Annotated in this window: 8 protein-coding genes and 2 pseudogenes; 8 read left to right on the top strand and 2 right to left on the bottom strand. The window is 35.2% G+C overall.

The window, feature by feature from the left end:
- Positions 1-584: 584 nt before the first annotated feature.
- The gene (locus ABID23_RS03880) at positions 585-3044 is read right to left on the bottom strand and encodes an autotransporter outer membrane beta-barrel domain-containing protein (RefSeq protein ID WP_354189531.1); all 2460 of its coding nucleotides are present in this window, start codon (positions 3042-3044) and stop codon (positions 585-587) included.
- An 859-nt stretch (positions 3045-3903) separates the two neighbouring features.
- On the bottom strand, positions 3904-7314 hold the full coding sequence (locus ABID23_RS03875; RefSeq protein ID WP_354189529.1) for an autotransporter outer membrane beta-barrel domain-containing protein: 3411 nt from the start codon (positions 7312-7314) through the stop codon (positions 3904-3906).
- A gap of 2342 nt (positions 7315-9656) precedes the next feature.
- Between ABID23_RS03875 and ABID23_RS03870 the strand changes: the two genes are divergently transcribed.
- From ABID23_RS03870 to ABID23_RS03835, 8 genes and pseudogenes are all read left to right on the top strand, one after another.
- A complete protein-coding gene (locus tag ABID23_RS03870; RefSeq protein WP_354189527.1) occupies positions 9657-10052 on the top strand; it encodes a YbfB/YjiJ family MFS transporter in 396 nt (131 codons plus the stop codon).
- On the top strand, positions 10015-10173 hold the full coding sequence (locus ABID23_RS03865) for a hypothetical protein (RefSeq protein WP_354189525.1): 159 nt from the start codon (positions 10015-10017) through the stop codon (positions 10171-10173). The genes ABID23_RS03870 and ABID23_RS03865 overlap by 38 nt, the downstream gene beginning before the upstream one ends.
- A 61-nt stretch (positions 10174-10234) precedes the next feature.
- The gene (locus ABID23_RS03860) at positions 10235-10534 is read left to right on the top strand and encodes a YbfB/YjiJ family MFS transporter (protein ID WP_354189523.1); all 300 of its coding nucleotides are present in this window, start codon (positions 10235-10237) and stop codon (positions 10532-10534) included.
- Positions 10535-10541: 7 nt separating this feature from the next.
- Positions 10542-10832, top strand: a pseudogene (locus ABID23_RS03855) (YbfB/YjiJ family MFS transporter); the annotation flags it as partial.
- 173 nt (positions 10833-11005) lie between these two features.
- Entirely contained in the window at positions 11006-11200 is a 195-nt protein-coding gene (locus tag ABID23_RS03850; protein ID WP_354189521.1) for a hypothetical protein, read from the top strand.
- Positions 11201-11926: 726 nt separating this feature from the next.
- The gene (locus ABID23_RS03845; protein ID WP_354189519.1) at positions 11927-12262 is read left to right on the top strand and encodes a hypothetical protein; all 336 of its coding nucleotides are present in this window, start codon (positions 11927-11929) and stop codon (positions 12260-12262) included.
- Between the two features lie 36 nt (positions 12263-12298).
- Positions 12299-12526 carry a hypothetical protein gene (locus ABID23_RS03840; RefSeq protein WP_354189517.1) on the top strand — a complete coding sequence of 76 codons (228 nt, stop codon included), beginning with the start codon at positions 12299-12301 and terminating at the stop codon, positions 12524-12526.
- Between the two features lie 755 nt (positions 12527-13281).
- A pseudogene (locus ABID23_RS03835) lies at positions 13282-13536 on the top strand (phage tail protein); the annotation flags it as partial.
- Positions 13537-13597: the final 61 nt, after the last annotated feature.

The following is a 13597-nucleotide window of genomic DNA, read 5'->3' as shown; positions in this document are numbered from 1 at the left end:
GGAGAGAAAAGCAGTTTGTCAAAAAATATTTACAGCATTCATACGGAGGGAGCTGTTTTGTGTCTATATATCTGTCCTCAACTTTTTACACATTTTTATTAAGCAAAGTTATTCACTATGTAGTTTACTTATAAAGTAAAAATACCCTCTTATTAGTAAATAATAAATATGATATGTCTCTTTAAAGAGACAGTTATCAATGTTTCTCAACCCATTTCACAATGGTATTCGTGAATTTTATGATGACAAAAAGCCATTGAGTACTACCATTGTACAGCTATAAGTCCGCATCATCATTATATCTACCAGCTTTTTGGTGGTGCTATAATCCTTGCATTGCGTCTCTTTCATAAGAGGTACTTTTACTGATTTGGGTTCGGAGTTTTTATTCAACATACAAAATGATTAATTATGATTGTTAATCAATGCATTGCCTATACACAATAGAGAACAGGTCTTTTGAGTAGAAGAGAGCAGGGCTTCAATATATAAAAGGGCAGCTTAATATGCTACCCTTTATATTATGGTGTTGTTCTTTGTGTTAAAGTACAGAATAACACTACACTTGTTGTTAAAGCTTTGCTTTAAAATTGATAGCGTATTCCACCAGAAAAACTTGCTCCAGATATACCAGCTTTTTGAAGCTTCTGTTGATAATTAACATCACCATGAAGTGAGATGTTTTGAGACAATTGTGCACGGACGCCAACTCCACCTTCAAGGAAAGATCCCATAGATTCAAAGTGGAAAGTATCGCCAATGCGTATTTTACCATGATCACTGAAAGTTTTTACTACGTTGAGTTTTCCGTAGAGGGAAACGGCTTTGCTTTCTTTCGATGTCGATATATTCTGTATTAAACATCCACCAAGACGAATGAACCATTGGTGTGGATGTCCTATATGGACATTTAAGCCATCAACATCTGAAAGGGTACCAAGAACAAGACGCTGATAAACAAATTGTGCTTGTGGTTCAAAGGTCAACCCTTTCGCATTGGTTTCTAGCTTTTGTTTGATCGTTGCTGAAGCACTCAACGTATTTGCGTTATTTAATTCTGCAGTATTTCCTCTGAGTGCTGTAGAAATATTTCCTTTGAGAGCTCCATAGGAAAAGAGTGCATCGACGGAAATGCCACTGTTATGGCGGAGGCTACCATATGCAGCGATTGACCATTTATCCAGCTTATTCTCTTTCACATCTTCTATATCTTTTGGAGTGAAAGCGAGTTTTCCGTATGTTCCTAAAAGACCAAAACTTGTCGTTACATTTTGTTCTTCTAATGCTGCTAATATAATACCTGCTTGTAAGGCAGCATAGCGAACATCAGCATTATAGCCATATTGCAATGGAGTACGGCTAGAATATAGTGTGATCTTATTGCCATAGGATGACAAAAGAATCCCTTTCTTTTTATTATCCTTCTCCTCATTGTGTATCCACATACTGTCTAATAATGTATTTTGATTGCTTATATCCGCAAAACCAACAGAGAATAGAGCATTCGGCATGGCCAAATAGCTTGCTACTTGAGGAACAAGAGCCTTGACTCTTCCTTCATCATCAACAGTGGCACTTTGTAAACGGAAATCCCAAAAGTTCTGATCTTCTCTCAATGGATTTTGCTCAGCGTTTTCATCTTCTGGAACACCCACAACGACTTTATCAGATATAGTATACTTTGTGTAGTCTTTGAGGGTGTTTTCTTCTGATTCCTGAGATACATCTTTCAAGTGACTTTGGTTTTCATCTGCCTTTCCGTGGCTTGATGTTGGTCCATAGGCATTGAGCACATATTTGTAAGGTAATTCCCCCATGATGATATAGCCATTTGCGAGTTTAAAAGCGTTCTCATCCACTTTTCCGGACACTTGAATAAGTGAAAGTCCACGCATATTTGCGGGAACAGAATTATCTTTATTGGACGTTTCATCTTTCAAAATGCCATTGATATGCACAACTGTGGTGCCTGATACAGAACCATGAACAAGAAGACGATCAGTTTTTTGTTGTTCTTTTGGTAGGCCATCACTCCATTCGGTATTAAAATGAATTTCTGCATTGCCGGTTGCATTGTAAACTGCTTTATAAAGGGGCTCTATATTAGGAAGTGTGCTGTCGGACGGTCTAGAGACTTCAGCTGTTCGTCCTACGCTGAGGGTTTGATAATAGCCCTTTGCTAGTTTATGTGGCGCATTAAATATGATGGAGCTATTATTAAGGTTTAATATTGAAACGGTGGAAAGCGCCCGTTGTTTAATGTCAGTGAGATCATAGTTATAGACACTAAAATCAATATCGGCATCTTCTTTAGCTACATTTAAATACCATTTGCTGTGGTTGTTCAAATTCAAAACGGTCGTATTTATTTTTAAGGTTCTCGTCCTTCCTTCTATAATCGAATTGTCTGCAGTTAAGGAAAGTGTGACAGGAAGGGTGTCGTCATCATAATATCTACGTTTTGTTTTATTTCTCAGTAATACGTCCGCATGAATTTCTGAATTTTTAAGCTGAATCTCAGCGACAGCCTTGGAACAGTATGGCCCCAGAATACCAGTACCATCTTCTACAAAAAGTTTTGTATTATTAAGAACGACTTTATTGAGGACTGTCTCCCCCTCTTTTATATGATAATCTTTGGTTTCATAAACAACAATACCTGCTCCTCCTCCCCTTTGGACGGTTATGATTGAATCTTTGACATTAATAATACCATTTGTTGTATCTAAACCTTTGTATATTGTATTTGCTACAATTTTTTTAGCATTAATGCGTCCACCTTTTGATGCAGAAAGGACACCTGATTCTGTGTGTATTGTTGCGTTTGTAATCGTGACAACTGCTTTATCAACGGCAGATACTCCCGGACCTTTATCACGTACAAAAACATTATCAAAGGATTCTTCTCCTTCTTTTAATGTAATAGATTCAGAAATTTGAGGAGGTGATATATTTGCATAAGTTGGATGGGAATAAGAAAAAATCAAAGTTCCAGCAATTGTACATAACAAAAAGTTTTTCTTATAAATAGATTTCTTACACATAGATATGCCTTTATTATTGGTATGCCTTTGATGCTTACTTCACTCCCCCTATGGCGCAAGTACCAAGGTAGTTTTATATCATTATATTTTTATTGTAAATAACAAAACGAATTATATAGAAGTCTTCTATAAATCGAAAAATTAATTTAAGAAAACCCTTTAAAATAGTTATACAAAGCAATAAACAAATAAATTTCAGAGAGTTCAATTTGGCGCATTTATGAAAAAAACTAATAAAATATGGTAGTTAAGAAAGATCTCTCTTGGGAAAGGGTGGAGAGAAAAGCAGTTTGTCAAAAAATATTTACAGCATTCATACGGAGGGAGCTGTTTTGTGTCTATATATCTGTCCTCAACTTTTTACACATTTTTATTAAGCAAAGTTATTCACTATGTAGTTTACTTATAAAGTAAAAATACCCTCTTATTAGTAAATAATAAATATGATATGTCTCTTTAAAGAGACAGTTATCAATGTTTCTCAACCCATTTCACAATGGTATTCGTGAATTTTATGATGACAAAAAGCCATTGAGTACTACCATTGTACAGCTATAAGTCCGCATCATCATTATATCTACCAGCTTTTTGGTGGTGCTATAATCCTTGCATTGCGTCTCTTTCATAAGAGGTACTTTTACTGATTTGGGTTCGGAGTTTTTATTCAACATACAAAATGATTAATTATGATTGTTAATCAATGCATTGCCTATACACAATAGAGAACAGGTCTTTTGAGTAGAAGAGAGCAGGGCTTCAATATATAAAAGGGCAGCTTAATATGCTACCCTTTATATTATGGTGTTGTTCTTTGTGTTAAAGTACAGAATAACACTACACTTGTTGTTAAAGCTTTGCTTTAAAATTGATAGCGTATTCCACCAGAAAAACTTGCTCCAGATATACCAGCTTTTTGAAGCTTCTGTTGATAATTAACATCACCATGAAGTGAGATGTTTTGAGACAATTGTGCACGGACGCCAACTCCACCTTCAAGGAAAGATCCCATAGATTCAAGCTGATAGTCTTTATCAATGTGGATTGCTTTATCATCACCAAAGGTTTTGATTGCATTTAATTTTCCGTAGAAGGAAAGAGAACGACCTTTTTCAGTGGTCAGAACGGTTTTGGTCAAACGCCCACCAATGCGGATTAACCATTGATGAGGGTTGTTCATATCAACTGTGAACTTATCAGCATCTTCAATGGTTTTAAACGCTAAGTATTGATAAGCAAACTGCACTTGCGGTTCAAAGGTTAATCCTGCAACATGGGTTGCAAATTGTTTTCCAATGGTGGTGGAGATGCTCCACATCTTTGCATGTTTTACTTTTGCGGTTTTCCCAATGATAGCATTGGTGATATCTCCTTTTAGGATTCCATAAGATAAAAGTGCATCGACATAGAAACCATTGTTATGTTGGAGACTGCCATAGGCTGTGAGGGACCATTTATTGACGGTGCTCTTGCTGGCATCTTTCATATCTTTGGGGGTAAAAGACAGTTTATTATAAGTTCCCACAAGACCAAAACTTGTTGTAGTGCTTTGTCCTTCTAGCAATGCTAATGTAACACCCCCTTGTAGAGCGGCAGAGTGAATATTTGCACCCCTGTAACCATATTTACGAGGACCACTTTTAGAATATAATGTACCAGTACTTCCATAAGTGTACAAGAAGAATGCATTCTTTCTTTGCTCTGTTTTTCCTAAGCTTGATGCTCTCATATCAGCTAACAGCGCATTTTGCTTAGTCATATCAGTTAATCCAGTATAGAAGAGAGCACTTGGCATGATCAAATAGCTTGCCATTTGTGGAACAACAGCGTGCACATTCGGCTTTGAACCAGGCTTTGGAAAAAGAAATTCAGGTTGCAAACGGAAGTCCCAGAAACTATAGTCTTTTTCCTCAAACAGGCTTTGTTCAGTATTGGCTTTGCCATGGCTTGATTCTGGTCCATAGGCATAGAGCGTATACATATTTGGTGATCCATTTTTCGTGGTATAGCCATTAACCAATTTAAAAGAATCCTCTCCGGCTTTTCCAGACACTTGAATAAGAGAAAGACCGCGTATATTATTAGGAATAGAAGTGTTTTTCTTAATATTGTTTCCGTCAAAATTTCCTGTAACATAAACTGCTGTGGTTCCTGAAACATCTCCATGAATGAGAAGTCGGTCAGTTTTTTGTTGTTCAACCGCAGCACCATCACTCCATTCAGCATTGAAGTGAATTTGTGCATTGCCAGAGGCATTATAGATACTCTTCTCTTTATTGTCCTCTGTAGTTTCTGACGGTTCAGGCTCTATTTGTTCTGATTTTTTAAACCCTATATGCAGTGTGTGGTAATGATTTTCTGTTGGTTTACTAAAAACAATAGCGCTATCACTCAGATCAAGCATAGAAATATCAGAACGAGACCTTTGAGCGATATCAAGGAGTTTTCCGTCATTATCTTTATCTTGTGTGCTGTTTTTTAAGGTCCATATTGTACCATTTCTCAGATCAAAATGGACAGTTTTATCTTCTGAAATTTTGCTTCTACCTTCTAAAGTAGAGCCATCGGCGGTTAATATGAAGGTGCCATTGGATATTGCTTGAACTTCTTGAGCTTCTTTCTCTGTCAATAATCCTTTATTTTTCAAAGATTCATTGTCTTTTTCAAGATCATCTCCCAACAAAACATCACCACGGATGTGCGAATTATTGAGATTGATGGTACCAATGAGAGGATCTGTATTATTTTCATCGTTTTTTCTTTTTTCAGGATTTTCTTTAGAAAAGGCACCAATGCAAATCGCTGTTCCATGTTGAACTTGAAGAGTTGCACCAGTCAAATGGATCTCATTTGACTGTGGATCAATTGAATCGCTGAGACTGCCTGAATTATTTTGATGAGTTTCAGAGAGAGAAAGAAGCTGTAAACCAGAAACTTCTGCGGTTGCAAGAACGTTTTCGAGATCAATATATCCACCGTCTTTTGCAAGCAGGGCACTTTCTTTTGCATTTACTACTCCTCCTGTCATGATGACACTGGATTTTGAACCGTCTGCAAGTAGGGTAATACCATCAGACGACGTAACTGTAGCACTGTTTTCTAATTTAATCGTGCTACCGTTGGTCGCATAGAGTCCTCTATTTTTTGCATAAAATGATCCCCCAGCTATTGTTATTTCAGAGTGATCATCGGCCCATACTCCGTTGTTTGTTTCCGACAGAGTTACATTGTTCAAAGTGAGCGTGCTGTTTGTCCTAGCTCTTATTCCCTCGTCCATAAAGGCTTGACCTTTACCGCTCGATATCTTTACATTTTCTAGCTTGTTTTTATTGTCTTTACTACTTTCACTGTTTTCGAGAAAAACAGCAACTTTAGGAGCTGTAATAGAGCCTCCAGTCATTGTGACTGTTCCACGATTTGCATGAATTGCAGCGTTCATTTCGTTTGCTGGCATTTCATTTTCAGGAGTTTCCGATTTGCTCAAAACTTTTAATTCATCTGGAACTAATGTGACGGCAACATCTGTCAGATCAATATGTCCACCATTCTGGGAGATAACTGACTCATTTTCTCCCCTTATACGACCTCCTTCCATTGCAATTTTTCCACCATCTGCAAGTAGTCCAGTTGCACCTGATATTTTAACGCTATCTTGTAATGAAATAGTGGAGTTGCCTTGAGCTTTCACTGCTGTATCGCTTACTGTATATTCTCCTTTTGTTATGTACAGTTGACCAACACCTGTTGAAAATACACCGTTTTTTGCTTGAGTAACTGTTACATAAGTCAAAGATAATATGCCTGAATTTACAGATACTCCCATATTGATTTGACTTCCATTATAACCTGATATCTTTACATCAGTTAGCCTGTTGTCAAATGTTGTAACGTTTTCTAACTTTACGCCAGTTCCAGTAACGTTTATAGAACTATCATTCACCGTTATACTGCTATAGCCCTTTAGTCGAATGCCATTAGTGGCTTCTTTAATAGTGGTGTTATTGAGTTCACCTTCAGCTTTCTGATCTGGATTTTCTCCATCTATAAGAGAGTTATGTATGTCTAGAGTTAGAGGTATATCATTCCCACCTAGAGTTAGTCTTTTTGCTTTTAGGGTGCCGCCTCTAATTATTTCAATCGTATCGATACTTCGGTCACTGAGTATTTTATAGGTTGAAACTAGAGTGCCTCCGAAAGCATGTGTACTACATTGGATATTAAAAATTATGATTGTTGCTACAGCTGTGTAGGATAAAAGTGATCTCTTATACATTGATATTTTCCTTGAAATAAGCCCCCAATATTCTCCCCACTGATTTCATGAGAAAAATAGATAATAGATACTTATTTTGAATTTCTTTGATCTTCTTTAGAATAAACTATTTCAGTTTATCTACAGTGCTTTTCATTCATATTCAATAGAATATTATTATATTGAAAATATACATTAAAAAAATATTATTAAAAATAACAAAATATATTTTACTTTAGTTATAATAAAACATTTTGTGCTAATTTTTATTTTTTTTAACAGAAAAAATTATGTGTATATAATATGTATTACCTATAATTATAAAGTGTAAACATTATTATATATAGATATATTTATACTTTTTAAACAGATGATATTATTATATCTATATATTTTCTTATATATATCAGATGATAGGCAATGAAATATATGCCTCTTTATAAGAGGAAAACTTGAAATATATTATCTAATTTATATTTTTGTTGGGAAATTATCACTTTTATTTTCTATTTTATGATGTTTTTCGGTGTGCTTATAAAATATAAAATTGCACATATGGTTATTACCGTTGCAGTGTTTACCTTTTGGGTTGTTGTGATCTTGTACAGGAGGTTTTTCTACAAAAACTTAAGATTAGAGCAAGAAAAACCTCGATAGTGCATGCAAAAATTTTTCTAGTAGATCCTCGGATTGGGCGTGAGAGATTTATACAATCAGTTTTTTATAAAAATCTTTAAGATGTCTTGCTGGTGTAGTGCGATGGCTACATAATGAATCAGGATGGTATATTTTTGCAAGCGGTATTGGGTTGTTTCACAAAAGAGATAAATAAAGAGAACAATTCAATCAAAATGTGATAGACCTGAAACAGAAGGGGTGCAGTGATCAAGCCATCCGCTTTTGTGTATATAATCTTAAAAAACTTTATGCGGGGTTAACAAACTCTAAAACTCTATACTATTCTATCGGTGATGCTGTGATCTAGAGACAAGGGAATTTGAAATGAGACAGATTAAAAGATTATGACAGGGGTTTGAGTATTAGAAGAAAAAGGAAGAAGCACAAGATAGAAAAAAATGAGAGAAATTTGCAATAAGGGGGGGTATAATAAAACAAGCCTAACGATGCGTAAGAAATACCGTAAATAATGTATAAGAATTTGGTGATAATACCTATGAGGTTGGATATGTGCCAAATTACAAGAGCTATTCTTAGGAGTTACATTATAAATAAAAGTACAATAAAGTTAATATGTTATGTATTTGTTTTATATGAATCTTCTGAAGGTTTCACGCTTTTATGCATGACTTAAGTGATCAGTTTTTATAGAAGTTATTATTTATCAATAGAGCATAAAAAAAAGCAGATCATGACGCAAATGTTATGACGCGTGTAAACATTTAAATGAAATGCAAAACAATTATCATTCATAACAGTTCATAAATTGTATGCGTGTAGATTACATTTTATTTTAATAATTAAATCATTCGTTTCATAATTTATAAGATTAAAATTGAGAGACATAAAATGGAGAGTTATTGTAGTATGATTACAATCCTTTTGAAATTTACCTGCTTATCTTAAAATATCTGCTCTCAAATTTGAAAAAATTAAAATCATGTATTCCAAATTTGGAGTCGTATTTCTAAATTGTAATTATCAAAAAAACTTTTGATAGTTTGTACCGATCATTAAAAGCGCTTTCAATTTTATAAGACATAATACGATAATTTTCATACTTTTTTAATGAGCTGTATCCAGAATTCTTTGCTCGCCGTTTTCTAAATTTTTAGAGAGTGTTTTAAATCTTTTTATGCAGTCTTTAAAGCGCCCACTGTTATGCTGCTTTTATTATAGTTTTTTATTTTACGCTTCTCAATTTTGATAGATAATAGCTTTAAGAAACTGAAGATATGTACTGTGCTTTTGATGTTTTATCAGAATATATTGTGAGTCATTATGATAATAACGGCTCTGAGATATATGAACATTATATTTTATACCATGATTTCTTTTTTGTGTTCTGTTTACAGACGGTAATTTTTTATAAAAAATGATCAACTAAATTATGTATAAAAATGTGATTTTTTAAAGAGATTCCTATGAAATGAATACACATACCATGATAAATTTACTGGTTTTTATGTATAGTGTAGTACTTATTGTGGAATAAAGAGCATATATGGTGCAGGGTACAAAATGAAAAAATACATATAATTGTTTCAGTAACATGGACAATAATCGCTCAATTGTTTCTCTGATTTCTAAACAAATAACCAGATTTTCTTTTATTCTATGAAGTTAATTACGAATACGATGAAATAGAATACGGATGAGAAAATGCTCAGTTAAGAGAAAGAATCATGAGGGGAAAAAGTGATCGTCAGGATTTGCATTATTTAAAAATAGCTGTATTCGGTATGGTTATTATAAGTTTGGGGATTGGGCAGTTTTTCTATACACTAGTATTTCTAGTTATATTGGATGAAGGATTGTTTAGCTTTAATCAACTTTCTTATATAGCGAGCGCTAATTGTGGTGGTTATTTAGTTGGGTGTCTGTTTTTTTCGCTTTGCAGATTTGGGAATATATCTCGTACTTCCTACATGTTATCTGGTACAGCCATAGTAACGAGTGCGCTTAATTTTTGCCGTGGCGTTAACAATAAAGTTTTATTTGGTTTTCTTAATCCACTTTTCTGCTGGTATTGCAAGTGCAGCAATGATGATTTTTTGTTCTATTATGGTTATACAGCATAGTCACAATATACGGGTTATTGCTTCGCTCTGTGAAAGTGTAAGAGTTGGTATTCTATTGGGTGATGAGTATGTTATAATCGGTTTGAGTAGCTCATTAGATACGAAAAATATTTGGTTTTGAGCTGCCTCAATATCTATTGTATTGTTGTTCTTATTGTTTATTTTATTTCCACGTTGTGTTGATGCGTCTCAATTTGTTATTAATTAAGTCATTGACACACGAAAATATCGTTTGGTGGGAATTCGTTCTGCTTTATGTGCTTGCTGGGTTCGGTTATATCATTGTCGCAACATATCTTCCTTTGATGGCGAAAACATTTAATTTTCAACTATTCACTAACCACTTATGGTTGTTTGTTGGAATAGCTATTGTTCTCAGCCGTTTCATTTGGTTATGGGGAGAAAATCGATATGGAGTATTACGTTGTCGAACGCTCAGTTTACTTATTCAAGGAGGATATGTATTATTGACAATTATTTAGCCAATCTCCTCTACTGATAGTCCTTAGTTGCATAGGGTTTGGATTTACCTTTATGGGGACGACTTCTTTAGTTATGCCGTTAACTAAGCGTTTGTATGCACCGTATGGCATAAATCTGCTCGGGTTAGCTACCTTAACTTACGGTTTTGGCCAAATATTAGGATTTCTATCGACGAGTTTTCTAAAGTTTGATTTATACACTATTGCACTTTCCGTTATTTGTAGTGCTTTAGCACTTTTTGTAGCTGCTGGGATCTGTCAATATTGCCTTTGTAAAAAGATCGTTAGCGTTTCATAAACTTTGCAGTCTTCAATCAAAAGCCAAGAAAGTTGATAAAGTTCTTTCTAAAATATTTCATGAAAGTCAAATTATTCTAATAGGCGGATTTACAGCATGATTCACTCTACAGTTGTTCTTTTGAGTATTGATCTTCGTGGGATAAGTGTTCTCGAATAATTTGTTCACGCTTTATGGCGTTTATCCATTTTCTGGTAACATTGATTATTTTATTGAGTGATTCTAATGAGAGGAGGATTGGTACCCATAGTGTGTATCAGTCAGATCATTTATTGGGTAATAGTGTAGTTTGCCGGATTACTTTATTTGGTGATGCTACAGTTAAGAGTGTAAGTCTTATTCGTGAGGGACCGAATTTTTATCAATAAGTTACTCAACAAGGTTATCGTAATATGAACGGTATTTTTTCTCGGACAGAGCATAATGGGAGAGCAATCAAAGAAAATGATTATTTATCACTTTGTTTGTGAGATGAATACTATCTTAGGTTTACCGAAAGCTCACACAAGACTTACCGTCCGGTATTTGTATTAAGAAGGTCTGACGGAAAGCTATCAGTTTCCATATTCACCAAGATAATAAGACGGATGTTCTCTTGGAAGAAGGCTGTCGTTACAGTATAGATTTCGTTTATATTACAACTGGTCACGATAAGAGTATATACTGATCGCATAATAAAATTCTGCAACAGTTTTTAGATGCTCACCAAATCAAAAACGCATTTTTGAACTATTATTCGCTTCCTTATCTAATCGAACAGTTAGGCTCTATCCAAGCTTTGTCTCATGTGCTGGTACAAGGAATTGGATTAACCATATGATGTTTATCACAACTGACTTATGGTTGTGGTGGGACTTTTACTGAGAAGGCTGGACAATTGCACTATATACCAAGTGGCAAAGAATCTACAATAGCTTTATTTTGCTGTCAAACATTGCCTTGTAATAGTCATGAGATCAATCAAAAGAATAATATATACTATCACTTATTACTCTTGAGGCAATAAACCATCCGCATAGGCAGTCCAGCATTTCTACCAGTTCTTCATAGTTGGTTTTTGAAATGCCGTTTTTATCTCTGTTACTTAAAGAAATGTGCTATGTCTATCGAGTACGCAATTAGGGTACTGGCTAGACCCTGAATCCTATGTTGTTACTTCTAAAGATGAGCAGAGCATTCAAGTGTTGCTATATCCTCATCGAAATAAAACATTCATTTCTCTCATTGAGTATGTGAGGGAAGATCTTCATTCTGCCGCTACAGGTCATGTTGATGACCTGGTGAAAGCTGCAGATGTGATACGAGATGTCCGTGATATTTTACATGCAGCAATCGGTTTTTGCGGGTTAACATCTTCATCTCGTAAGTACTTTATTGAATATTTCAATCCAAACTTTAACCGTATTTCTGCTGGTTCACCGATGCAGTGAAACTAAGAGTTGAAGGCAGTAATGTAGGCTGGTATCGTGACTTTAGCTGGTGGGTCTAATCCCCAATTTTTCTCAATGTCATTACCAGCCGTTTCGAAATTCAGCCTGTTTTCGAAGATGAAAACAAGTTCAGTTGATGGAGATATGCTGATTAAGGTCAAGATTGATAGTTTTTCTTCATTGCGTGATGAATCTCTTTTTATCCAAAATTGGATTGCTCAAGGGTATTATCAGGTCATTCATCAACTAGGGATCTTATCCTAGTGGTATTGATTATCAGCAGCATCCTATAGATATTAAAGGACAAGTACAAAATAAATGATGGGTGTTGGGTAATCCAGTAGAGGAGCCTAATTTTATACATATATTTTGCTGATGCCACTCGTGAACTCACGTGCACTGACAGGATGCGGGGCATTGTGTTATTGACATGTATGAGCAATTTCTTAGTCGTCACTAGATTCAACAATGAATGTACATTGATGATATAAAAAGTTACTTGATACGCATATCCTCTGTATTCGCTATAATAGCGATACTGATACTATTTGTTTTTCTTATATTTATCTCAATAAGAACTTGGTTTCTTGTTCCATTGCGTGGATTGATTGTTATTGGTTATTTACTTTTAACGATGCCATACTGATGATTTAAGGGTAATGCGCGCAGTGGTGTGGTCATACTGTTGGTTTTACTTTAGTGCTGATATGGCATTGGCAATTTCCTGATGTTAGTACTGTGTTTGTGCGTTTTACCGATGTCTTTTGATTATTGTTCGCCATGGGGGTATTACGCTATGAGATGAATGTATGGCGTATTCCAGAATTTCTCTCTGAACGGTTAATGCACTATAGAACGGGTTCATTTACCCTGTTCATTGCAATACTGACTGCCTTTCTAATTTGGCTGATAAGTTTGGGGTTTATCCCCCTAGTGATTGATGCCTTGAAGCAAAGTGTTTTTCTCTCTCGCTATTTGGTTGTTACCATGAAGCGAATGATAAGCATCACAATGATACTGATGCCATCACCACCACTATCAAAAGAGCCAAGCCGGTTCAGATGATCCGTTGGCTGAATAATGACAGCTATAGTGCTCTCATGCATGGAGAAGTGATGATCACAAATATCACTAAAGACCACGACTATATAAGCCGTTCTGGTCAATCACAGCGGATCCGTTATTCCATGCGTCTGTTGCCGTTTTTTGAAGGGGGCAAACCACAAGGTCAATACCAACAGGGATATGATCAAAGGGGGGAACAAAGTCGATGAAGATCCCAGAAAAGCAAGTGATTGTCACCTTAGAAGATATGAGTTTAGGTTTGATCTGCTT

Origin of the sequence: Bartonella silvatica, assembly GCF_040545155.1 — a bacterium.
Classification (GTDB): domain Bacteria; phylum Pseudomonadota; class Alphaproteobacteria; order Rhizobiales; family Rhizobiaceae; genus Bartonella; species Bartonella silvatica.
This window is presented reverse-complemented; position numbering and strand designations above follow the sequence as displayed.

Coding starts and splice junctions, on each gene's coding strand:
- ABID23_RS03880 (WP_354189531.1), bottom strand. CDS start 3,044: ATGTGTAAGAAATCTATTTATAAGAAAAACTTTTTGTTATGTACAATT.
- ABID23_RS03875 (WP_354189529.1), bottom strand. CDS start 7,314: ATGTATAAGAGATCACTTTTATCCTACACAGCTGTAGCAACAATCATA.
- ABID23_RS03870 (WP_354189527.1), top strand. CDS start 9,657: ATGAGGGGAAAAAGTGATCGTCAGGATTTGCATTATTTAAAAATAGCT.
- ABID23_RS03865 (WP_354189525.1), top strand. CDS start 10,015: ATGATGATTTTTTGTTCTATTATGGTTATACAGCATAGTCACAATATA.
- ABID23_RS03860 (WP_354189523.1), top strand. CDS start 10,235: ATGCGTCTCAATTTGTTATTAATTAAGTCATTGACACACGAAAATATC.
- ABID23_RS03850 (WP_354189521.1), top strand. CDS start 11,006: ATGGCGTTTATCCATTTTCTGGTAACATTGATTATTTTATTGAGTGAT.